The sequence below is a fragment of the Bradyrhizobium canariense genome (genome assembly GCF_019402665.1).
GTDB lineage: Bacteria > Pseudomonadota > Alphaproteobacteria > Rhizobiales > Xanthobacteraceae > Bradyrhizobium > Bradyrhizobium canariense.
The window spans coordinates 1-21,926 of record NZ_VSST01000039.1; the positions used below are offsets into that span (position 1 = coordinate 1).

Consider the following 21,926-nt stretch of genomic DNA (forward strand, 5'->3'; position numbering starts at 1 on the left):
CGGCAACGAACCGCATGTTCGGCCGCTGCGCAGCTTCGCAGATCGACTCTGCATCGTTTGCATCATTCTTTTGCCGCTTTACAAACGGCTTCACATAGGCGGGCGGGATCAGCCGAACCTGATGGCCAAGCTGCGTAAGCTGCCGGGCCCAGTGATGGGCTCCGCCACATGCCTCTAAAGCTACCGTGCAACTCGGCTGAGCTGCGAAGAAATCCAAGAGCTTTCCTCGGCTGATCCGTTTGCTGAATACAGCCTGTCCTTTCCCGTCCGCTCCATGTGCGTGGAAAACATGCTTGGCGATATCCAGACCGATTGTGCTAACCTGCATCACGGACGCCTCCCTTAAGTGGTACTAAACACCTCCACTTTGGCACATCGATGCCGTCGGCGGGGCGTCCACCCCATCATAGGCGCCCTGGCTGTCGGTGTGGCCGACGATGAAGACGTTGAGCTGCGGCTGGCTCGTCAGCAGCTTTGCGATCTGCTCCAGCGTCGGGCGGCTTTCCGGTTTGAGCACCGCGTTGTCGGTGTCGAAATAGATGCCGTAGAGCGCGATGTGGCCGGTCTCGCCGAGTCCTTTCGCCATCGCGGCGGCATCCACCATCTTGTTCGCGATGGCGCCGAGCTCGGCGACGGTGACCTGCGCGGTGATGTCCTGGTTGTTCTGGCTGACCAGGACGCTGGCGAAGGTCTCGCGTCCGCCCTCGGTCTTGCGGCCGGCGTAGTAACGGTAGTTGAAACCATCGACCCACATCTGCGGGACCGGCAGCGTGTCGACGGCTTCCGTAAAGGGAATGGCGCCGCAGGCATCGGTGTCGCAGGCGAGCAGGGTCTCGAAGCCGGCTTTCGCAAGCTGCGTCTCGAAATTGCGCGACACTTCCAGGATCGAGGGGCCGGGATTGGTGCGATAGGCGATGCGAAAGACGCGACCCTCGAGCCGCCGCGCATCGACGGGCTGGCCGTCCTTGAAGGGAGCCGCCTGCATCCGCGCCGCGTCAAAATCCTTCATCACATATCCGGTGATGACGCTGCCGGCGAACCGGCCGATGCCGGGATAGTCGCGGCTGCCGGCGACATCGCGCGTCTGTGCGGAAGCGGCCGTCACGGTGAGGGAGAGCAAGGCGAGGACGGCAAGCATCCGGCGCGACATGGACATGAGCATGGAGATCCGCATAGGCATGGTCATCTCGATCGGTTGGGGAGGGGGCGAGCGCATTTCATTTGTCGCAGGCAGGCAGCGATCGGTTCTGGCGAGGATTTGCCGCTTTGACGCGAATCCGGTTCCCGGGCATGATCGTGCGCCGCTCTCCCGCCCATTCCCCTGTAGGATTCATCCGAATGTCGAAATACGCCTTGGCCATCGCCTTCATCGCCTGTCTGGCCGGCGGATCGGCGCAGGCCGCGCGCTGCGGCGGCGACTTCAACAGCTTTGTCGCCAGCATGACCTCGGAAGCGCAAGCCGCCGGCGTCTCGGCGAGCGTGACCAGCGCGGCGCTCAGCGGTGTGCAGCAGGACGGCGCGGTGCTCGCCTTCGACCGGCGCCAGCGCTACACCTTCAACAAGAGCTTCGAGCAGTATGTCTCGACCCGTGTCGGCCCTGGCCGCATCAATGGCGGCAAGGCACTGCTGCAGCGCCACGCCGCACTGCTGTCGCGCATCGAACAGCAGTTCGGCGTGCCCCGTTATATCCTAGTTGCGATCTGGGGGCTGGAGAGCGATTTCGGCAAGGGCGACATCGGCAAGCTGCCGGTGATCCGCACCCTGGCGACGCTCGCGCATGACTGCCGCCGCACCGAGCTGTTCCAGGGCGAGCTGCTTGCGGCGTTGAAGATCGTGCAGCGCGGCGACCTGCCGCTGCGCGACCTGATCGGCGCCTATGCCGGCGAGATCGGCCAGACCCAGTTCCTGCCGTCGTCGTACGTCAAGTACGGCGTCGATTTCGACGGCGACGGCCATGTCGATCTCCGCCACAGCGTCCCCGACGTGCTCGCCTCGACCGCGAACCTGCTCCACACCAGCGGCTTCAAGATGGGCCAGCCTTACGGCGAAGGCACCGCCAATTTCGAAGCCATGCGCGAATGGAACAGGGCGGTGATCTATCGCAAGACGATCGGGTATTTTGCCGATCGGCTGGCGGGGCAGTGAGGGCGTGACGTCTCTCCGCCGTCGTCCTGGCGAAAGCCAGGACCCATTACCCCAGGCGGGACTCGTTACAACGACTGGCAGTCACGTACCTGGTAACTGGCAGTCTTCGCCAAACTGAATTCGGTGGCTATGGGTCCTGGCTTTCGCCGGGACGACGGCCGCGGGTGAATGATGCCATTCGCCTCATGCCTCACTTCGTCCCCTTCGCCATTCTCTCCAGCTTGCGCTGTAACGGCGCCCAGTACGTTCCCGGGCGGAAGCGCTGCAGGAGATCCATGAAGCGCGCGTCGTTACCGATCAGGATGCGTGGCTCGTTTCTTTCGATGCCCCTGATGATGCGCAGCGCGGCGTCTTGCGGCGTGGTCTTGGCTGCGTTCTCGAACCGCTCGATCGATTGCGACCGGCGCGCATTGTCGGTGACGCCGACCCCGGTGTGCGAATTGCGGGCGATAGCGGTGGCGACGCCGCCGGGATGCACCACCGACAGCCTCACGGCGCTGCCCGCCATCGCAAGCTCGTGCCGCACGCTCTCGGAAAAGCCGCGCACCGCGAATTTCGCCGCGGCATAGGCCGACTGTCCCGGCGGGGCGATGATGCCGAAGATCGAGGACAGGTTGACGATGTGTGCCTCGCCCATCGTCTTCAGATGCGGCAGGAAGGCGCGCGTGCCGTGCACCACGCCCCAGAAATTGATGTCGAACAGCCAGTCCATCTGCGCCTGGTCGATCTCCTCGAACGAGCCCATCAGCGCCACGCCGGCATTGTTGACGACGATGCCGAGCGCGGGATGCGCGGTGGTCGCGTCACGCGCGAACTGCGCGATGTCGTCGGGTTCGCCGACGTCGAGGCGATGCAGGCTGACCTTGCATGCGGCTCCGATCTCGGCCGCGAGCGTCTTCAGCCCGGCCTCCTCGCGATCGGCGAGCGCGAGATCGCAGCCGCGCCGCGCAAGCTCGATCGCCAGCGCGCGGCCGATGCCGCTTGCCGCTCCGGTGACGGCGGCGGCGCCGCGGATCGCAGTCATGATGATCCCCCGTCGAGCCTCTCGAGCGGAACTATGATTTACATTTTTTCATATTGGAACCGAACCGCATCGCGGTTCCCACCTTAACCTACGTTACTTGATGAAGACAGGCAGCATTGGGAGCCGCCGATGGGACAAGCACAGCCATTTCGCGCCACCGCACTGATCGTGGAAGACGACCTCATGCAGAGGGAGATGCTCAGTCTTCTTCTCGAAGAAAGCGGCTACGACGTCATTCAGTGCGAGAGCGCCGAGGCGGCCGAGCTGGTGCTCGACAAAAGCGCGGGCGTGCTCTGCCTGATGATGACCGACGTCCAGCTTGCCGGCCGCATGAACGGGGTCGAGCTCGCGCACGTCGCCAAGGACCGCAACCCCAGGCTCGACATCGTCGTCACTTCCGGCCGCCCCTTGATGCAGGCCTTGCCCGACGGCGCAAAGTTCTGGGCCAAGCCCTGGGCGCCGCTCGACGTGCTCCGAGAGGCCGAGATCGCGCAGCTGTCCTGACGGTCGGTCCGGCTGGCCGGCTTTCGTGGTCCCGGGCGCGGTGATAAGGTCGGTCCATGACCTTGTCCTTCCTGCTCACTTCGCTGATCGTCGTCGCCTCGCCCGGCACCGGCGTGCTCTACACGCTGGCCGCCGCGCTGACCCGCGGCTCGCGCGCGAGCATCGCGGCCGCCTTTGGCTGCACCCTTGGAATCGTGCCGCACATGACGGCCGCGATGCTCGGGCTCGCCGCCGTGCTCCACACCAGCGCGCTCGCCTTCGCCGCGCTGAAATGGTGCGGCGTCGCCTATCTGCTCTACATGTCCTGGCAGGCGCTGCGCGAGACCGGTGCGCTGGCAGTCGACGGCGAGATCCGCGAGCGTTCGGTCGGCCGGGTGATCGTGACTGGCTTCCTGATCAACATCCTCAATCCAAAGCTGTCGATCTTCTTTTTGGCCTTCCTGCCGCAGTTCATCGCCGCGGACGAAGCCCATGTGTTGGCGCGGATGCTGGAATTGAGCGGCGCCTTCATGGCGATGACATTTGCGGTGTTCGTGGTCTACGGCCTCTGTGCGGCCTCGGTGCGCGAGCGCGTCATCTCCCGCCCGCGCGTCATGGCCTGGCTGCGCCGGAGTTTTGCTGCCGGCTTCGCCGCGCTCGGCGCCAAGCTGGCGTTCGCGGAGCGGTAGCTTCTCCAGCCGATAAAGGCGGCAGCCAACAAAAAAGCGGGCCTTGCGCCCGCCGTCTTCAAACTCAGAACTCCCACCCGACGCCCGGGCGGAGCGAGCTCCACCCGGGCAAAGAATAAGAAGCCTCGTTACTTCTTCTTCGCTGCCTTCTTGGCCTTTTTCTTCGTCGCCTTCTTCGCCTTCTTCGCTTTCTTAGCCATAGGATCCTCTTCAGGGTTAATGGTGAAACGCGACACGAGGGATGCTCGGCGGAGGGCCAGCCTCGCAACATCCTCGATGACAAGCTCAGCAGATTCGCGCGCTTCTGCCCCGCGCTGTCACATCCGTGTCATCGCGTTATCCACAGCTCAGATGCGTTTTCTGGCGATTTTGGCCCGCGAATCCGCATCGCCGGCCGTGCCTAACGATCCGACAATGCGCCAGCCGTTCATGATTCCAAAACCAAAGGCATGTTTTCGCGGATCGCAGTGAGACTCCGTTAAGCGCGACGGCCGCATTGTCCTCCGCAAGAAAACGGGGACGGGTCATGAACGGACAGCTGGCAGGGACAGAGGGCGCGACGCTGCGCGTGTGGCGCGCGCCATGCTGAACGTGCCGACGCTCTGGACCGTGTTCGTCGTCAACTTCCTGGCGCTCGGCCTGATCTGGGCCTACGTGACGCGCTCCTATCCGAAATTCGCGGCCGCGCGGTTCTGGATGGCATCGTGCTTCGTCGGCGCGACCGGCACGATGGCGGCCCTGATCCGCCTTTTCGTCGTTTCGCCTGTCCCGCTTCTGCTCGGAGCCGCCGGCGTCATCGCGGCGAGCTGCCTTGCCGCCATGGGCATTCAGCGCTTCTACGGTCGGCCGGTGTCCTGGCGCCTCATGACCGCGACGGGAATTCTCAGCCTCGGCGGCGTCGTGTTCTTCATGGTCGCATACGATCACATGCAGCTGCGTATGCTCAGCTACTCGCTCGGCCAGGCGCTCCCGCTGGCGCTATCGCTGCGTTTGCTGCTCTCGCCGCCGGAAGGCCGCGCCAGTCCGGGAGCCCGGCTCTCCGGCATCGTGATCATCACCATCATCGCGATCTTCGCGGCCCGTGCGGTCGGCAATCTGCTCGGCGGCGATTTCTCGTCGGTCTCCGGAGGGCAGTCTCATGCCGTCATGGTGCTGGGCCTCCTGTTCCTGTCGATGACGCTGAATTTTGGCTTCCTGCTGATGGCGATGGACCGCCTGCGCAACGAAGTTGCCGACCTCGCGCTGCTCGACGATCTCACCGGTGTCGCCAACCGGCGGCACCTGTTGCAGCGGCTGGGTGAAGAATGCGCCCGCTCGGAGCGCAGCAGCGAGCCGTTCTCGCTGCTGGTGATCGATCTCGACGGCTTCAAGGCCGTCAACGACACCCATGGCCATGCCGCGGGCGATGCCTGCCTGCAGCACTTCACCCTGATGGCGCAGACGCGCTTGAGGCCCGGCGACATGCTTGCCCGCACCGGCGGCGACGAATTCTGCGTCGTGCTGCCGTCGTCGACCTTGCGCGAGGCGGCTGTGATCGCCCGCCGCGTGCTCGAGGTCTGCCGCCAGGATGCCGTCAACTGCACCGGCATCGACATCCCGATCGCGATCTCGATCGGGGTGGCGCAGTGGGACCGCGGCGTCGGCCAGTTTCCGGACCGCCTGATCGCGCATGCCGACCACGCCCTCTATGCCGCCAAGAAGAACGGCAAGAACGACTTTGCGGTCCACGATCCGGCGCCGCCGCTCATGCCTGACCCGATCGGTCCAGGCGAGGCCTTGCGCAAATTCGCGTAAGGGCGTGCTAACGTCAGGTCCGCATTGGACCCGCATGATGATCTCTCGCCTGCTCGCGGCCGTTATCGCCGCCCTCATTCTGATCGCACCCGCCGCCGCGACCGACGCCGAGCTCGCAAAGCTCGCGCGCGCCTCCGGCACGCCCGACATTCCCGGCCTGAAGATGGTGTGGCTGGCGCCATGGGGCGATGTCGGCAACGCAAAACCCTGGCGCAACATCATCGTGCACCAGACCGAGGGACCGGCAGGCTCGGCGCGCGGCGGCGCGCAGGTGCAGGCTAAGAATCCCACGCGTCGCGGCGTCACATTGTGGGTCGAGACCGACGGCACCGTCTATTGGGCGGTCGCGGAAAACCTGGTGCCGACCCACGGCGACGGTGCCAACCGCAACGACAATAAGTACATCGACAACAAGCCGACCTATCGCCAGGTGGTGCGCGACAATTCGATCGGCGTCGAGTTCGCCGGCAACTATCCCGACGTCACCACGGGCCCGACCGCGGCGCAGGTCGCGGCGTGGAAGATCCTCGTCCAAATCCTGCGCGCGCGCTACGGCATCCCACTCGACCACGTCTATGCGCACAACTGGATCGACTACAAGGACGCCCGCTATTGCGAAGGCTGCTGGCTCGCGACGCTGGCGCGGACATGGGGGGAGTAGCTTGCGTGTCATTCCGGGTTCGCGCTACGCGCCCCGGAATGACGAGAGAGGTCACACCGGCTGCGACATCCAGCCGAACAGCCGCCGGATCAGCCCCGGCCGCTGCGGCAGTTCCGGTGGGCCGTCCGCCGCCAGCACGCGTTTGAAAAAGTAGTCCAGGAACACCATGTCGTTCGGCTCGGTGACGGTGAATGTCTCGTCGCCGAAATAGACGCTGTAGTTGAAGAAGAACGGACCCATCAGCGGGATCGTCGCGGTCGAGGCATAGTCCTTCGAGATCACGAACTCCGACGGCTCGAGCCCGTGGTCGCGCATCGCCTGCTCGACCAGCGGCAGCTTGCGCATGAACTGGGCGGAGAAGCCGCCGACGGTGGATTGCAGGATGATCGACACGGCGCGTGTCCGTTCTCTTGATGCTGTCGGCCCGATGCTTTTGGTCGGTCGACCGGCAGCGCGGGTTCAAGGCACCGCCACAACCCCCGCTGTCATCGCCCGGTTTAGCCGGCGATCAAGTATTCCATTGGAGACCTCGCTCTTACAACAAGCGCCGCGGCGTACTGGATGCCCCGCCTGCGCGGGGCATGACAGTACGCCTGGTGTGTCGCATCACTCACGTGAACGAGGCATCCCACCCCAAACAAAAAAGCCGGCGTTGCCGCCGGCTTTCTGTCTCTTGTCGATCCGCCAATCTCTGGCGCCAAAAACCTCGCGCTTAGAGCGCGGCTTCCAGCGCGGCCTGTTCGGCCTTTGCGATCGTGCCCTTGACCGCGGACTGCACCTTCTCGAAGGCGCGGACCTCGATCTGGCGGACGCGCTCGCGCGACACACCAAACTCGGCGGCAAGGTCTTCCAGCGTCATCGGCTCGTCGGCGAGCCGGCGCGCCTCGAAGATGCGGCGTTCGCGCGGGTTGAGCACGCCCATGGCGCCGTTCAGGGCGTCACGGCGGTGATCATACTCCTCGTGCTCGGCCAGCATGGCTTCCTGGTTGGGCGAATTGTCGACCAGCCAGTCCTGCCATTCGCCGGCTTCGCCGTCGTCGCGGATCGGAGCGTTGAGCGACGCGTCGCCACCGAGGCGGCGGTTCATGTCGACCACGTCCTGAGCCGTGACGCCGAGACGCTTGGCAATGATGGCCACCTGGTCGGGGCGGAGATCGCCTTCGTCCAGCGCGGAAATCTTGCTCTTCGCCTTGCGCAGGTTGAAGAACAGCTTCTTCTGGTTCGCGGTGGTGCCCATCTTCACGAGCGACCACGAACGCAGGATGTACTCTTGAATCGACGCCTTGATCCACCACATCGCGTAGGTGGCGAGACGGAAGCCCTTCTCGGGCTCGAACCGCTTCACCGCCTGCATCAGGCCGACATTGCCTTCCGAGACGACCTCGGAGATCGGCAGGCCGTAGCCGCGATAGCCCATGGCGATCTTGGCCACGAGACGGAGATGGCTGGTGACGAGTTGGTGCGCGGCGTCACGATCATCGTGCTCGCGCCAACGCTTGGCGAGCATGTATTCCTGCTGGGGTTCCAGCATCGGAAACTTGCGGATCTCGCCGAGGTAACGGGAAAGGCCGGATTCGCCATTCAGGACCGGCAGGGTAGCTGTACGGGCCATAGTGCGCCCTCCAAACAGGTTCAGGCCCCCGATAGCGGCGGGCCAGGCAGACGACCGCTTGGTTAAAGCCGATCGGTGCTGCGATGTTCCGCGTTGGTCTTCAACGCAAGCGCAATATACTCCATCGGGAGGCAAAAAGGGAAGGATTGCTGACGTCACGTCCCCGTGTGGCAGCTATAACTTTTTGTAATGTAAAGCATTTCTGGAGCGGCCTGCGTCATAGCGCCGCTTTCAGGGCCCCCTGAAGGAGAAGCAAATCCTCCGGCAGAGGCGTCTCCCAGTGGAGTAATTCTCCAGTCCTCGGGTGCTCCAATACCAGCAGGTAAGCGTGCAGGGCCTGCCGCCCCAGCGCGGCCAGGACGGCCTGCGACTCCGGGCTCAGCTGGTTTGCCTTGGTCTTGAAATGCGGGCCGTAGACGGCGTCGCCCATCAGGGGGTGGCCTATGTGGGCGAGGTGGACGCGGATCTGATGGGTGCGCCCGGTCTCGAGCTCGCAGGCGAGCAGCGCGGCGATCGGCTTGCCGTCCCGTCCGGCAAAACTCTCCAGCAGCTCCCAATGCGTCACGGCCTCGCGGCCGCCCTGACGCACCGCCATCTTCTCGCGCGCATGCGGGTGGCGGTCGATCGGCGCGTCCACGGTGCCGCGATGGCGGCCCGGCAGCCCCCAGGCGAAGGCCATGTAGCCGCGCCGCATCGGCCCGGTGCGGCCGTGATCGGCGAATTGCGCGGTAAGCGAGGCATGCGCGAGGTCGTTCTTGGCGACCACCATCAGCCCCGTGGTGTCCTTGTCCAGCCGGTGCACGATGCCGGGCCGGCGCACCCCGCCGATGCCCGACAGCGATGAGCCGCAATGGGCGATCAGCGCATTGACCAGCGTGCCGGTCTCGTGGCCCGCCGCGGGATGCACCACCAGCCCCTTCGGCTTGTTGAGGACGACGATGTCGTCGTCCTCAAACACGATGTCGAGCGCGATATCCTCGCCTTTCGGCTCCGGCGGGGCCGCTTCCGGCACGTCGATTGTGATCGTATCGCCGGAGGCGACGTGATAAGCGGGGTCCCGGATCGCGGCGTCCCTGAGGCTCACCGCGCCCGCCAGAATCAGGGCTTTCAGCCTCGATCGCGACAACTCGGCAAGGTGCACAGCCAGCACGCGGTCGAGCCGGGTCGAGCCCTCGGAGCCCTCGACGACAACCTCCAACCTTTGCGCAGAGCCAGAATTTTCCATGACGACGTCTGATACCGTTGTTCCCGAACCGAGCCCCGAGCAGGCCGCGCTGTTCGCGCGGGTGCGGCGGATGATGCTGATCGCGGGGTTGACCACGGCGCTGGCAATCTGCGCCGTGCTGATCGCGGTGGGCTACCGCCTTTTCAAGTCCGAGGGAAGGGCGCCCGAGCCGGCAGGCGACGTCACCGCCACCCTGCCCAAGGGCGCCAGAATCGTCTCGACCGGTGTGGCCGGCGACCGGCTCGTGATCACGCTTGATGTCGGCGGCGTCACCGAAATCCGCACCTTCGACGCCCATACCTTGAGGCCGGCCGGAAATCTGAAATTCGCGAACGAGCCGTGAGTCTGGCCCCGGAACTCGCCGCCATCGTCGCGCTTGCGTGAACGAGAACGTCGTTCCGCTTTGCCTTAACCATCCGCATCCGGGCTGATGCGGTTCGGCTTTCGTCGGGACGACGCCAAGCAGACGTCCAAAACCCCTCGATCCCCGCTTGCCGCCGGCAAAATTCGAGGCTATGTCCTCTCCCTCACGCTCCCTTCGTCTAGCGGTTAGGACGCGGCCCTCTCAAGGCTGAAACAGGGGTTCGATTCCCCTAGGGAGCGCCATTTCTCCTGCCAGACCGGGCACTTCGAAAACCGGCCATTTCCGCTTGTAGCCCCCACCGGCGTGCGCAGTTCGCACGGCTCGGCGCGGGCGCTCTCCTAGGCGATCGTGCCGTCGATCGAGCGGCGGATCACCCGCTGTACTTCTGCATTCGACAGAAACAGATCGTGGTTGATGATGCCCCAGCCCTCCTGCGAAGCATCGACCACGCGCACACCGAGCTGCGCGATGACGGCTTTCTCGGCGGCGCCGACCCTGGTCATTCCACCTGCAATCTGTCCCGACAGCGCCAGGGCGCGATCGTTCGTGGAGGCGATCACGGTGATCTTGCCGGCAAGCGGACCGATGCGGTGGATCGCAGACGAGAACACGTCCATGTCGATATCGGGCGCGGCAAACACCACCGCGCCGATCTTGCTCGTCACTGTGTCGCCGTATCGCGCATAGAGCTGACGCAGGCTTTCGAGCGACAGCATGGTTCCCATGCTGTGCGCAACGATGTTCACGCGGCCGGTGCCTGGCGCCGACACGAGTGCGGAGAGCACGCGCTCAAACTCGTCGCGGGACCACATCGCACTGTCGCGGTCATAGGCATAGTCGAACAGTCCTGCCTTGGAAGGCCAGGAGAACACCATGGTCCGGCCGCGGAACTTGATCCCGTCGGAGAGATGGGCGCCATCCAGCACCGCCGTCTCGAACGTCTGCTTGAAGCCGTGCACATAGATCAGCACATCTCCTCCGCCGGCCTGCGCAACGAGATCGCCGGCGTCGGCCGATACCGGTTCGACCCGGTCAAGCCGCCAATCGCCAATTCCAACCGAGGCCAGCGAAAGTCGGCTTTCGTCCGGCGCCCCCAGCTTAGCCCGCGCGACTGTCATGGTCGTCGCCCGCTCCGGCCCGAACCAAGGCTTCGTGCGGCCGCCGTTCACCGGCTTGCGCGTGGTGGTGACGAGCAATGTGGGGTCGAGGGATAGCGATGACGCGTCGTAACGCGCCCCGGTCGCACCCAAGCCGGCGCATCCGCCGAGCGCGAGGGCGGTCCCTGCCGACATAAATCGGCCGAGGAGAGCGCGGCGCGAAATAGAATGACAGGGGTCGCGTTGCAGAAGAGGCCGAGCGATCACACTAAACCTTTGGGAACTTTGTCCACCGTAGCGCCCCGCTACATCCCTGAATGACAATGGGGGCGAGAAGACGGCGGAGCTGCTTCGCGGTCCATTGCTTGGTCTTGGGTCAATCACCTCCGCGGGGGCGGGCTAGAGTTACGGTGACGGTGCACAGAACTCGTGCCCCCTTGTAAGCCGCGATCTTCTTGATCTGTGCTGCCTGTCGGCCAACACAGCCGAAGTCCGTCAATCCCTCCTCACAAAAATATTCCACTTTACCGAAATTCGGAAATATCGTATGTGTCGGCCATCCCAGCCCACAAAAGGGGCGGTCGTACGTCGTCACGAACGCGGGTTGGGAGTTGCGGTGGACGCGGGCGGCGTTAAAGGCGGGTGAGTGGCGTGCAGGGCGAGATGAACCTCGTGAGCATGTCACGAACCGCATCGACGGACGGCGCCGAAGCCCTGCGAAGCCTCTTGGCGAAGCAGGGTCAGCTCGCGTACGGCGAAACCGTGTGGTCCTGGCCGTCGTTGCTACGGTCAAGCCTTTGCGAAGGCGTCAGCGCGTCAACCGGCGCGGTGCCGTGCATTTCGCGGAGGTGACGGAGGCAAGAAGGAACTCGTCTCCGGGGAGAGCGCGGCATAGGCCGTCAAACCATCGCGCAGGGAAGGCCTGGTCTCGGCTGCCCTGTGTCTCCCCTGTGCATTGCGTGTGCAATCAGTTCGCATGGGGGTTTTTATGGGTGCCAGCCGGCGCCCGGTCTTCCCTGCGCCCTTTCTTGGAGGGCGTGAAGCGAGAAGCATAGCTCGGGCAAACCTGCCGCGAGACTGCGAGCGCGTGTCCGCGCCCCGCATGCAAATTGCACCCCCCCTTTCGAGCCTTCCTTGCGAGCATGATGCGTCGGCATCGGTGGAGGTGGTCGTCCCTCCCGGAATCTGCCTTGATGCGAAATCAGCGTGAGGGAGCGACAATATGAGCGGCTTGGTGATCTCCGGCGGTCGGGTGGTGGATCCCGCCAGCGGAATGGACGCGGTTGGCGATGTGGCGGTGGTGGACGGCAGGATCGCCGCGGTCGGCGCCTCGCTCGGCAGCGCGGAGCGGGTGATCGACGCGACCGGCCTCGTGGTCGCGCCCGGCTTCATCGACCTTCATGCGCATGGCCAGTCGCTCCCCGCCGATCGCATGCAGGCATTCGACGGCGTCACGACGACGCTCGATCTCGAAGCGGGTGTGCTGCCGGTCGGCTCCTGGTATGAGCGCCAGGCGCGGAAGGGGCGCGTGCTGAACTACGGCGCCGCCACCAACTGGGCTTTTGCGCGCATCGGTGCAATGACGGGCTCCAATGCGGAGAGCTCGCTGGAGGCGTTCGGCAACGCCATGCGCGATCGCCGCTGGATGGACAACGTCGCGAGCGATGCGGAGGTATCGGGCATTCTGGAGCGCCTTTCGCGCGGTCTGAACGAGGGCGGCATCGGCATCGGCATCTTGAACGCGTATGCGCCGGGCGCCGGCGTGCAGGAGCTGACCGCGGTCTGCCAGCTCGCGGCCGCGCAGGACGTGCCGACCTTCACCCATGTCGCCTACATGTCGCGCGTTGATCCCGAGAGCGCGGCGGAAGCCTATATCCGCCTGATCGGTTATGCCGGCGCCACCGGTGCGCACATGCACATCTGCCATTTCAACTCGTCGAGCAAGACCGACGTCGAGCGCTGCCGCGTGCTGATCGCGAAAGCGCAGGCGCAGGGCCTGCCCATCACCGTCGAGGCCTATCCCTACGGCACCGGCTCGACCGTGCTGGCGGCGGCGTTCTTCAGCGACCCCGAATTCGTCGAGCGCAACGGCACGGGTTACGATTCCGTGCAGCGGGTCACCGACGGCCATCGCTTCAGCGATCGCGAGGAGCTCTTGAAGGCGCAGGCCGACGAGCCGTCTTCGCTGGTGCTGTGGCACATCCTCGACACCGAGAACAATGCACATCACCGCGACCTGCTCGACATGTCGGTGCTCTATCCCGGCGGCGCGATCGCCTCCGACGCGATGCCGTGGACGACGTCGGACGGCAAGACCTACACCGGCGATGCCTGGCCGCTGCCGGATGACGCCACCTCGCATCCGCGTTCGGCCGGCTGCTTCACGAAATTCATCCGCGAATGGGTGCGCGAGCGCAAGACGGTGTCGCTGCTCGAAGGCGTGCGCAAATGCGCGCTGATCCCGGCGGAGATCCTGTCGCAGAGCACGCCCGCGATGCGCGCCAAGGGAAGGCTCGCGAAGGACGCCGATGCCGACATCGTCGTGTTCGACTACGAGAAGCTCTCGGACCGCGCGACCTTCACGGCGATGAACCGCCCCTCCGAAGGCGTGCGGCATCTGATCGTCAGCGGCGAGGTACTAATCGGCGACGGTGTGCTGGACGTGGCGGCGCGGCCCGGCCGTCCCGTGCGCCGCCCCGTCGTCGGGGGCTGAGACATGCCGGTCCCCATTCTCCTGATCACGGGCTTTCTGGGGGCCGGCAAGACCACGGTCGTCAACCATCTGCTGGCGCATGCGGAGGGGCGGCGGATTGCCGCTGTGGTCAACGATTTCGGCGCGATCAACATCGATGCCGAGCTGATCGCGGGCGCGAGCGACGGCGTGGTCAGCCTCGCCAATGGCTGCATCTGCTGCTCGCTCGAAGGCGACCTGCTGCGCACGCTTGCGACGCTGCTGCGGCGTGATCCGAAGCCGGAATACATCGTCATCGAGACCAGCGGCGTCGCCGATCCCGCCGACATCGTCCGCAATCTAATGGATCCCGTGATCCTGCGCGAGGCGCCACTGGAGACCGTGCTCTGCGTGATGGACGCGGCGACACCGCCGGCTGCCCTGGACGATGCGCTGCACCGTTCGCAATTGCGCGTCGCCGATATCGTGGCTCTGAGCAAGCTGGATCTGGCCGACGAGGGCGCGGGCTCCCGCATGCGCGAGGCCATCCGCGCGCAACGCGTTCCTGCCGTGGTGGTCGATGCGCCGCACGGCGAGATTCCGTCCGCGCTGCTGTTTCCCGCAACTGTCGATCGCGCGCCGCCGCTACGCGAGCCCGGACCGAAACGTCCCGCAGAGCAACGCTTCGAAACCCTGAGCTGGACCTCGGACCGCCCGATCTCGCTGCCCCGCCTGCAGCAGGCGATCGGCCGGCTTGCGCCAAAACTCGCGCGGGCAAAAGGCCTGTTCGAGACCGTCGAGCAGCCCGGGCGCCAGATGGTGTTTCAATTCGCCGCCGGCCGCGCCACGCTCGCCCCTGGCGAAGTGCCGATGTCGGGCGCGCCGCGTGCGCGGATCGTCTTCATCGCCGAGCTCGGCGTGCTCTCAAAGGCGGAGCTCGACGGGATCATGGAGACCTGTGTTGCCGATCGGTGAAGCTATCACCTCAAGCGAATTGCGCGAGGCGAACACGGTGATCTGGCAGGACCGCTGGCTGTCAGCAGACCGCGAGCGCGTTGACTGCCCGCGTCGTCACGGTCTCGTTCTCGTTGCCGACGAACTGGCAGACGGCGGATTCGAGCTCACCCGCCTGGCTGCCGCGCGCCACCGCCAGCAGTCGCATCAATTCCGCCTCGTCCTTCGACAGGCGCCGGCACGACGGCGGCATGAAGCACAATTGGCAGGGCCGGCCGCTGCGCAGGATCCTGACCAGCGCGGCAACGCGTGCGACCAGCAGCGGGCTGTCGGCGACGCCAGGCGCCTCGTCGGCAAAGCGATAGGCCGCCTCCCAGCAATCGGACGCGCCGGTCGCATAGGCGGCAGCGATGAACCGGAACAGCGAGAGCGCGACGCGGCCAAAATCATCGTAGCTCTCGACGTCAGGCCGCGTCGCAAGCGCGGCCTGGAGCGGACAGAGCCGCGCCTGGCCGGCTTCCGTGACGGGCACAAAGCCGCAACTATCCTGCATCACGCGCGATCCCCGTCAGTGCAACGTCGGGCTTCCGACCAGCCAGCTCTTCATCGCCATCGTCCGGTCATGATCGAAAGACGGAACGTGCCGGTCGGGCAGGATGAGGCCCGCCATGCGGAAGATCGTTGCAAGCCCCCGCACGGGTGCGAGAGCCCAATCGGCACCGACCGGCGGCAGCCAGCATTCGAACTGCTCGCGCGCGATATCGTCGCGCTCTTTCTGCGCGGCCGCGATCGCCCGCAACATGCCGTGCTCGCTGACGGACATGCGCGGGCAGGTCGGGCAGTGCACCGCGATGGCCGTATGCGCCGTGCAGGCAAAGATCTCGATGATGCATTCCAGCGAAGGCACGGCGTCGCCCACGCGAAAGTGGTCGTAGACTTGGTGGATATCGGCCGCGGTCGGAACAGCGCTTCCGCTGCGCGCCTTGGCCCGAAATGAAGAGCCGCTCCGCCGCGCTCAGCGCCGGAAGCTCGAGGGACCCTGTCGATGTCGATTGATGCATTGAACCTCTGGCCTCTGGCTGCGCCTACGCCCCGACCGGCGCTGATGATCTGCACCGATCGTTCCGTCAGAGCCCCCTGCAAGTCAACGCTCGGAGGGGCGATGTCGAGGTCTTCTAGTTTTGAAGAGTTCGCATCTCGGATGCAGCCAGCCTCGCGAGCTTGCGAGGCCGTCCGCAGCATGCCGGTAGGATCCTACGGAGTTTTGCGGGTGGTGGGGAACCCGAATGCTTAAAGCTTTGCTAAGGGGCGCGGGATAAACTGGCATATCAGCCCTTCCAATTCTTGCGAGCTCCGATGTTTTTCTCCCGCATCAGTTTCAAGCTGGTCCTGATTGTCGGCATCAGCCTCCTTGGCATGATCGCGCTGGCGCCGATCGCGCTATCGACCCTGCGCGCGCAGATGATCGCGGACCGTGAGGCCAAGACGCAGCACATGGTCGACGTCGGCTACGGCATCCTGGCGCACTACCAGAAGCTCGAGAGCGAAGGAAAACTCCCACGCGAGCAGGCCCAGGCCGGCGCGATCGCGGAGATCAAGAGCCTGCGCTACGACAAGGTCGAGTATTTCTGGCTCAATGACATGACCCCCAAGATGGTCATGCACCCGATCAAGCCCGAGCTCGACGGCAAGGATCTCTCCGGGATGAAGGATCCATCCGGCAACGCGCTGTTCGTCGGCTTCGTTGACGTCGTCAAAAAGCAGGGCGCGGGCTTCTACAGCTACCTCTGGCCGAAGCCCGGCTTCGACCAGCCGGTCGGGAAAATCTCCTATGTGAAGGGCTTCGCGCCCTGGGGCTGGATCATCGGCACCGGTATCTATCTCGACGACGTCGACGCCGTCTTCCGCCAGAATGCGATGACCTTCGCCCTGGTGTGCCTGGCCGTGTTCGTGCTCGTGCTCGGCGCCTCCTTCGTGATCGGCCGCAGCGTGACCCGGCCGCTGGCGAAGATCACCGCGCTCACCGAGCGCCTCGCCTCCGGCGACAGCGCGTTCGACGTGCCCCATACCGACCGTCGCGACGAGATCGGCGGGCTCGCCAAGGCGCTCGCCGTGTTCAAGGACAATGCGTCGGCGGTCGGCCGGATGCACGCCGAACAGCAGGAGACGAAGCAGAAGGCCGACGAGGAGAAGCGCAAGACGATGACCGACCTCGCCGGTAAGTTCGAGGCGAACGTTCAGGCCGTCGTCCGCGACGTCTTCAACGAGGCGCGCGCGATGCAGCAGGCCGCGCAGGGTATGTCCGAGATCGCCGACAAGGCGACCGACCGTGCTAGCTTCGTCGCCACCGCCTGTCAGCAGGCTTCGAGCAACGTGCAGACGGTGGCCTCCGCCGCTGCGCAGCTGTCGTCCTCGATCACCGAGATCAGCCAGCGCGTCGCGCAGGCTGCAAGCGTGGCCGACAAGGCCGCCGCCGACGGCCAGCGCACCAACGACACCGTGCAGGGGCTGGCCGCCGCCGCGCACAAGATCGGTGAGGTCATCGACCTCATCAACCAGATCGCCTCGCAGACCAATTTGCTCGCGCTTAACGCCACCATCGAGGCAGCGCGCGCCGGCGAGGCCGGCAAGGGGTTTGCGGTGGTGGCAAGCGAAGTGAAGTCGCTGGCGAGCCAGACCGCGAAGGCGACCGACGAGATCGGCGCGCAGATCACCGCGATCCAGGCCGAGACCAACCAGGTCGTCGGCAACATCGACAGCATCCGCAAGACCATCTTGGAGGTCAACGAGATTTCCTCGTCGATCGCCGCAGCCGTCGAGGAGCAGGGCGCCGCGACCGCGGCGATCGCCCACAGCGTACGCGAGGCTGCCTCCGGCACCGACCAGGTTTCGCAGAACATCTCGGGTGTGACCGACGCGACGGCGGAGACCGGCCAGGCCGCCGGCCTCGTGCTGCAATCGAGTGGCCGGCTGTCGCAGAAGCTGCAATCGTTGGAAGACGAGGTCAGTGCTTTCGTTGCGGGGGTGCGGGCGGCCTAGTATAGCAGGGGATGAATCAGAGTTCTGATCGGCGCGCGCGCATTCTCCTGATCAATCCGAACAGTTCCGTGGCGACCACTGAGATGATGGTCGCCATCGCGAGGTCGACCGTCGTCGACGGCTTCGACATCGACGGCGCGACCGCAACGCGCGCGCCGCAAATGATCGTGACGCCGGATGCGCTGGATGCAGCTTCCGCCGAAGTTCTGGAGATATCGCAGTCGAACCGGCATGCATGCGACGGTATCATCGTCGCGGCGTTCGGCGATCCCGGATTGGCCGGCATCAAGGCCGCGATGAAACTGCCCGCGGTCGGCATCGGTGAGTCCTCGATGGTGGCAGCCGCCGAGAACGGCCGCCGCTTCGGCGTGGCGACCACGACGCCGCTGTTGGAAGCGAAGATCGACGCTCGGCCGGAAGCGCTGGGTCTGCGATCGTATTACACCGGCGTCCGCTTCGCGGAGGGCGATCCGCAGGAGCTGATGCGCGATCCGGCGCGGCTGCGAACAGCGCTCGCGGGCGCGGTCGAGGCCTGCATCGCGCAGGATGGCGCGGAGGCGGTCATCATCGGCGGCGGGCCGCTGGGCGAAGTCGCGCGCGAGCTTCAGCCGATCTTCACCGTGCCGGTCATCGCGCCGATCCCGTCTGCCGTGGCGCGGATTATTCGCCTCATCACGGCACGCGCGACCGACTGAAATTCCGGCCGGCGGGAACGGTCGTCGGGACCGGCGTTCTTGCCCTTGACGGCCTCGGTTAAAGTGACGAAGCAGAACAATCGGACCGGCCGACCCGCGCTTGGGCACGCGGGCATGGAGACGCTGCATGTCGTTCAAGAAGCTCCTGATCGCCAATCGCGGCGAGATCGCCATCCGCATCGCGCGCGCCGCAGCCGATTCCGGCCTCGCGACGGTCGCGATCCATCCCGCGGACGATGCGCTGTCGCTGCATGTGCGCCTTGCCGATGAGGCGGTCGAAATCCCCGGCCGCGGCGCGCGGGCCTATCTCGACATCGAGGCCGTGGTGAAGGCGGCGAGGAGCGCAGGCTGCGACGCCGTGCACCCCGGCTACGGCTTCCTCAGCGAGAACGCTGCGTTCGCGAAGGCCTGCGTCGATGCAGGCATCGCCTTCGTCGGGCCGAAGCCGGCGGCGCTCGAACTGTTCGGCGACAAGGTTGCGGCACGGCAACTGGCAAAGCGCTGCGGCGTGCCAATCATCGCCGGCACCAGCGGGCCCTCCTCGCTGGAGGACATCACGGCGTTCTTCACCTCGCTCGGCAGCAACCCGGCGATCGTGATCAAGGCGATGGCCGGCGGCGGCGGGCGCGGCATGCGCGTGGTCGAGCGCGCTGCCGATCTCGCGGAGGCCTATGCGCGTTGCCAGTCCGAGGCCAAGGCCGCGTTCGGCTTCGACGGCGTCTATGCCGAGCGGTTGATCCGGCAGGCGCGCCATATCGAGGTGCAGATCATCGGCGATCGCCACGGCGCGATCTCCCACCTCTGGGAACGCGAATGCACCATTCAGCGCCGGCACCAGAAGCTGATCGAGGTGGCGCCGAGCCCGTCGCTCAGCGACGGCTTGCGTGGCCGTATCAGCGAGGCGGCGAAGCAACTCGCCGTGGCCGCGTCTTACGACAATCTCGGCACGTTCGAGTTCTTGGTCGACGGCACTGCCGACGACAGTTTTGCCTTCATCGAGGCCAACCCGCGGCTCCAGGTCGAGCACACCGTGACCGAAGAGGTGCTGGGCCTCGATCTGGTCCGCGCCCAGCTCGCGGTCGCCGCCGGTGCCTCGCTTGCGTCGCTCGGCCTGGCGCAAGGCTCGATCCCGAAACCGCGCGGCTATGCCATGCAGTTGCGTGTCAACATGGAGACGCTGGACGAGCTGGGGGCGACGCACCCGACCGGCGGCGTGCTTGCCGTGTTCGAGCCGCCGTCGGGCCCCGGCGTCCGCGTCGATAGTTTCGGTTATGCCGGCTACAAGACCAGTGCCGCCTTCGACTCGCTGCTGGCAAAGGTCATCGTGCATACGCCGGGTGAAGCCTGGCACGACGTTGTCTCCAAAGCCGCGCGCGCCTTGCGCGAGTTTCGTATTGACGGCGTCGTCACCAACATCGCTTTCCTCCAGGCCGTGCTGGCGCATCCCGATTTCAGGGCTAACCGCATCGCGACAGACTTCATCGATCGCAACATCGGCAAGCTCGTCGAAGCCGCCGATGGCGCGGCCAAACCACTCTATTTTGCGGCGACGGAGCGAAGCGGCGGTCCCGGCATCGAGGCGCATACCGCACAGATCGTGCCCGAAGGCACGGTGATGGTCGCAGCACCCTTGCAGGGAACCATCGTCACCATCCAGGTGAAGGAAGGCGAGATCGTGCGTCCGGGCCAGCAGCTCGCCGTGATTGAATCCATGAAAATGGAACATCTGGTCATGGCCGAGCAGGGCGGCCGTGTCATGAAGCTACTCGCCGGCGACGGTGTCACGTTGATGCATGGCGAGCCGATCATGTATCTGCAGCCGCTCGAGGTTGCGGCTGATGCGTCTGCAACGGAAACCGATATCGATCTCGACCACATCCGTCCCGATCTCGCCGAACTGATCGCGCGCCAGGCCAACACGCTCGACGAAAATCGCCCTGCTTCGGTCGAGCGCCGCCGCAACACCAATCAGCGCACCGCGCGCGAGAATGTCGCGCAGCTCGTCGACGACGGCTCGTTCATGGAGTATGGCAGCCTTGCGATCGCGGCGCAGCGGCGCCGGCGCAAGCTCGACGATCTCGTCAAGAACACGCCGGCCGACGGCCTCGTCATGGGCGTCGCGACCGTCAACGCCGAGAAGTTCGGGCCCGAGGGCGGGCGCTGCATCGTCGTGGCCTACGACTACACCGTGCTCGCGGGCACGCAGGGCCACATGAACCACAAGAAGATCGACCGCATGCTGACGCTCGCGGAAGACTGGCGCGTGCCCCTGGTGTTCTATGCCGAAGGCGGCGGCGGCCGGCCTGGCGATACCGACCGGCTCGGCATGACCGGGCTCGATGGTCCGTCCTTCGTGCAGTTCGCCAGACTCTCGGGTCTTGTGCCGGTCATCGGCGTGGTCTCCGGCTATTGCTTCGCCGGCAATGCCGCGATGCTCGGCTGCTGCGATGTCATCATCGCCGCCAAAAATGCCTCGATCGGCATGGGTGGCCCCGCGATGATCGAGGGCGGCGGGCTCGGCGTCTATCACCCGGCCGAGGTCGGTCCTGTTACGTTCCAGTCGCCGAACGGCGTCATCGACATCCTCGTCGAGGACGAAGAGGAGGCGACATCCGTTGCGCAAAAATACCTGTCCTATTTCCAGGGCGAGGTGACGGACTGGCAGGCCGCCGACCAGCGGCTGCTGCGCCGCGCGATCCCCGAGAACCGCCTGCGCGTCTACGACATCCGCAGCGTGATCGACCTCGTCGCGGACAAGCACAGCGTGCTGGAGCTGCGCCGCGACTACGGCGTCGGCATGATCACCGCGTTGATCCGCATCGAGGGGAAGCCGTTCGGCCTGATCGCCAACAATCCGCGCCATCTCGGCGGTGCGATCGACGCCGATGCCGGCGACAAGGCCGCGCGCTTCCTCCAGCTCTGCGACGCCTTCGATCTGCCGATCGTCTCGCTGTGCGACACGCCCGGCTTCATGGTCGGCCCGGAAGCCGAGAAGACGGCGATCGTGCGCCACGTCTCGCGCATGTTCGTGACAGGCGCGAGCCTGACAGTGCCGCTGTTCGGCATCGTCCTGCGCAAGGGCTATGGGCTCGGGGCGCAGTCGATGATCGGCGGCGGCTTCCACGCCTCGTTCTTCACCGCGGCCTGGCCGACCGGCGAGTTCGGTGGCATGGGCCTGGAGGGATACGTCCGCCTCGGCTTCCGCAAGGAAATGGAGGCGATCGCCGACCCCGTCGAGCGTGAGACCTATTATCGCAACAAGGTCGCCGAGCTCTACGCCAACGGCAAGGCGGTCTCGATCGCCTCCGTGTTCGAGATCGACAACGTCATCGATCCCGCCGAGACGCGGCGGTGGATCATGGCAGGCCTGCGGTCGGTGCCGAAGCCGCCGACGCGGACGGCGAAGAAGCGACCCTGCATCGATACGTGGTGAGGGCGGTGCAGCAATTATGATTGCGCTTCGCCGCGTTCCC

General features: G+C 65.5%; 20 protein-coding genes and 1 tRNA gene. 12 read left to right on the forward strand and 9 right to left on the reverse strand.

Annotated elements, in window-relative coordinates; all coding sequences use genetic code 11:
* Both FXB41_RS20590 and FXB41_RS20595 read right to left on the reverse strand, forming a co-directional pair.
* Positions 1–328: IS110 family transposase (locus FXB41_RS20590; protein WP_246649001.1), on the reverse strand; the 328-nt coding region annotated here is incomplete at its 3' end.
* A gap of 24 nt (positions 329–352) precedes the next feature.
* Positions 353–1,162, reverse strand: coding sequence for an OmpA family protein (locus FXB41_RS20595; RefSeq protein WP_246649002.1), 810 nt, complete (start codon positions 1,160–1,162; stop codon positions 353–355).
* Positions 1,163–1,338: 176 nt separating this feature from the next.
* Here FXB41_RS20595 and FXB41_RS20600 point away from each other — a divergent pair, with 176 nt between their 5' ends.
* On the forward strand, positions 1,339–2,145 hold the full coding sequence (locus FXB41_RS20600) for a lytic murein transglycosylase (RefSeq protein ID WP_219683003.1): 807 nt from the start codon (positions 1,339–1,341) through the stop codon (positions 2,143–2,145).
* Positions 2,146–2,335: 190 nt separating this feature from the next.
* Here the strand turns inward: FXB41_RS20600 and FXB41_RS20605 are convergent, their stop codons facing one another.
* A complete protein-coding gene (locus FXB41_RS20605; protein WP_219683004.1) occupies positions 2,336–3,169 on the reverse strand; it encodes an SDR family NAD(P)-dependent oxidoreductase in 834 nt (277 codons plus the stop codon).
* 129 nt (positions 3,170–3,298) lie between these two features.
* Here FXB41_RS20605 and FXB41_RS20610 point away from each other — a divergent pair, with 129 nt between their 5' ends.
* From FXB41_RS20610 to FXB41_RS20625, 4 genes are all read left to right on the forward strand, one after another.
* Complete coding sequence (locus tag FXB41_RS20610; RefSeq protein WP_007596606.1) at positions 3,299–3,673, forward strand: response regulator; 375 nt, start codon at positions 3,299–3,301, stop codon at positions 3,671–3,673.
* A gap of 56 nt (positions 3,674–3,729) precedes the next feature.
* A complete protein-coding gene (locus tag FXB41_RS20615) occupies positions 3,730–4,341 on the forward strand; it encodes a LysE family translocator (RefSeq protein ID WP_007596605.1) in 612 nt (203 codons plus the stop codon).
* A gap of 582 nt (positions 4,342–4,923) precedes the next feature.
* Complete coding sequence (locus tag FXB41_RS20620) at positions 4,924–6,135, forward strand: GGDEF domain-containing protein (RefSeq protein WP_219683005.1); 1,212 nt, start codon at positions 4,924–4,926, stop codon at positions 6,133–6,135.
* A 34-nt stretch (positions 6,136–6,169) separates the two neighbouring features.
* On the forward strand, positions 6,170–6,796 hold the full coding sequence (locus FXB41_RS20625) for a peptidoglycan recognition protein family protein (protein WP_219683006.1): 627 nt from the start codon (positions 6,170–6,172) through the stop codon (positions 6,794–6,796).
* 51 nt (positions 6,797–6,847) lie between these two features.
* Here FXB41_RS20625 and FXB41_RS20630 read toward each other — a convergent pair whose 3' ends face one another.
* The 3 genes from FXB41_RS20630 to FXB41_RS20640 form a co-directional block, all read right to left on the reverse strand.
* Positions 6,848–7,189, reverse strand: a complete 342-nt coding sequence (locus FXB41_RS20630; protein ID WP_219683007.1) for a hypothetical protein — start codon at positions 7,187–7,189, stop codon at positions 6,848–6,850.
* A gap of 319 nt (positions 7,190–7,508) precedes the next feature.
* Entirely contained in the window at positions 7,509–8,408 is a 900-nt protein-coding gene (gene rpoH, locus FXB41_RS20635; RefSeq protein ID WP_007596598.1) for an RNA polymerase sigma factor RpoH, read from the reverse strand.
* A 217-nt stretch (positions 8,409–8,625) separates the two neighbouring features.
* The gene (locus tag FXB41_RS20640) at positions 8,626–9,633 is read right to left on the reverse strand and encodes an RluA family pseudouridine synthase (protein ID WP_219683008.1); all 1,008 of its coding nucleotides are present in this window, start codon (positions 9,631–9,633) and stop codon (positions 8,626–8,628) included.
* On the opposite strand from FXB41_RS20640, the gene FXB41_RS20645 reads away from it, so the two are divergent.
* Both FXB41_RS20645 and FXB41_RS20650 read left to right on the forward strand, forming a co-directional pair.
* Positions 9,632–9,976, forward strand: a complete 345-nt coding sequence (locus tag FXB41_RS20645) for a hypothetical protein (protein ID WP_219683009.1) — start codon at positions 9,632–9,634, stop codon at positions 9,974–9,976. The genes FXB41_RS20640 and FXB41_RS20645 overlap by 2 nt on opposite strands.
* Before the next feature lie 188 nt (positions 9,977–10,164).
* Positions 10,165–10,239 (forward strand) — tRNA-Glu (locus tag FXB41_RS20650).
* Between the two features lie 96 nt (positions 10,240–10,335).
* On the opposite strand, the gene FXB41_RS20655 is transcribed toward FXB41_RS20650, so the two are convergent.
* The gene (locus FXB41_RS20655; protein WP_246649003.1) at positions 10,336–11,289 is read right to left on the reverse strand and encodes an alpha/beta hydrolase; all 954 of its coding nucleotides are present in this window, start codon (positions 11,287–11,289) and stop codon (positions 10,336–10,338) included.
* A 1,027-nt stretch (positions 11,290–12,316) separates the two neighbouring features.
* On the opposite strand from FXB41_RS20655, the gene FXB41_RS20660 reads away from it, so the two are divergent.
* Positions 12,317–13,807 (forward strand): amidohydrolase family protein, encoded by a 1,491-nt coding sequence (locus FXB41_RS20660; protein WP_219683011.1) that lies wholly within the window; start codon positions 12,317–12,319, stop codon positions 13,805–13,807.
* Between the two features lie 3 nt (positions 13,808–13,810).
* Positions 13,811–14,740 carry a CobW family GTP-binding protein gene (locus tag FXB41_RS20665; protein WP_219683012.1) on the forward strand — a complete coding sequence of 310 codons (930 nt, stop codon included), beginning with the start codon at positions 13,811–13,813 and terminating at the stop codon, positions 14,738–14,740.
* Positions 14,741–14,801: 61 nt separating this feature from the next.
* On the opposite strand, the gene FXB41_RS20670 is transcribed toward FXB41_RS20665, so the two are convergent.
* Positions 14,802–15,275, reverse strand: coding sequence for a hypothetical protein (locus tag FXB41_RS20670; protein WP_219683013.1), 474 nt, complete (start codon positions 15,273–15,275; stop codon positions 14,802–14,804).
* Between the two features lie 12 nt (positions 15,276–15,287).
* The gene (locus FXB41_RS20675; protein WP_246649004.1) at positions 15,288–15,638 is read right to left on the reverse strand and encodes a hypothetical protein; all 351 of its coding nucleotides are present in this window, start codon (positions 15,636–15,638) and stop codon (positions 15,288–15,290) included.
* A gap of 437 nt (positions 15,639–16,075) precedes the next feature.
* On the opposite strand from FXB41_RS20675, the gene FXB41_RS20680 reads away from it, so the two are divergent.
* From FXB41_RS20680 to FXB41_RS20690, 3 genes are all read left to right on the forward strand, one after another.
* Positions 16,076–17,758, forward strand: a complete 1,683-nt coding sequence (locus FXB41_RS20680) for a methyl-accepting chemotaxis protein (protein WP_007596584.1) — start codon at positions 16,076–16,078, stop codon at positions 17,756–17,758.
* A gap of 11 nt (positions 17,759–17,769) precedes the next feature.
* Entirely contained in the window at positions 17,770–18,453 is a 684-nt protein-coding gene (locus tag FXB41_RS20685) for an aspartate/glutamate racemase family protein (protein ID WP_007596583.1), read from the forward strand.
* A 127-nt stretch (positions 18,454–18,580) separates the two neighbouring features.
* Positions 18,581–21,886, forward strand: coding sequence for a carboxyl transferase domain-containing protein (locus tag FXB41_RS20690; protein ID WP_219683014.1), 3,306 nt, complete (start codon positions 18,581–18,583; stop codon positions 21,884–21,886).
* Positions 21,887–21,926 lie beyond the last annotated feature (40 nt).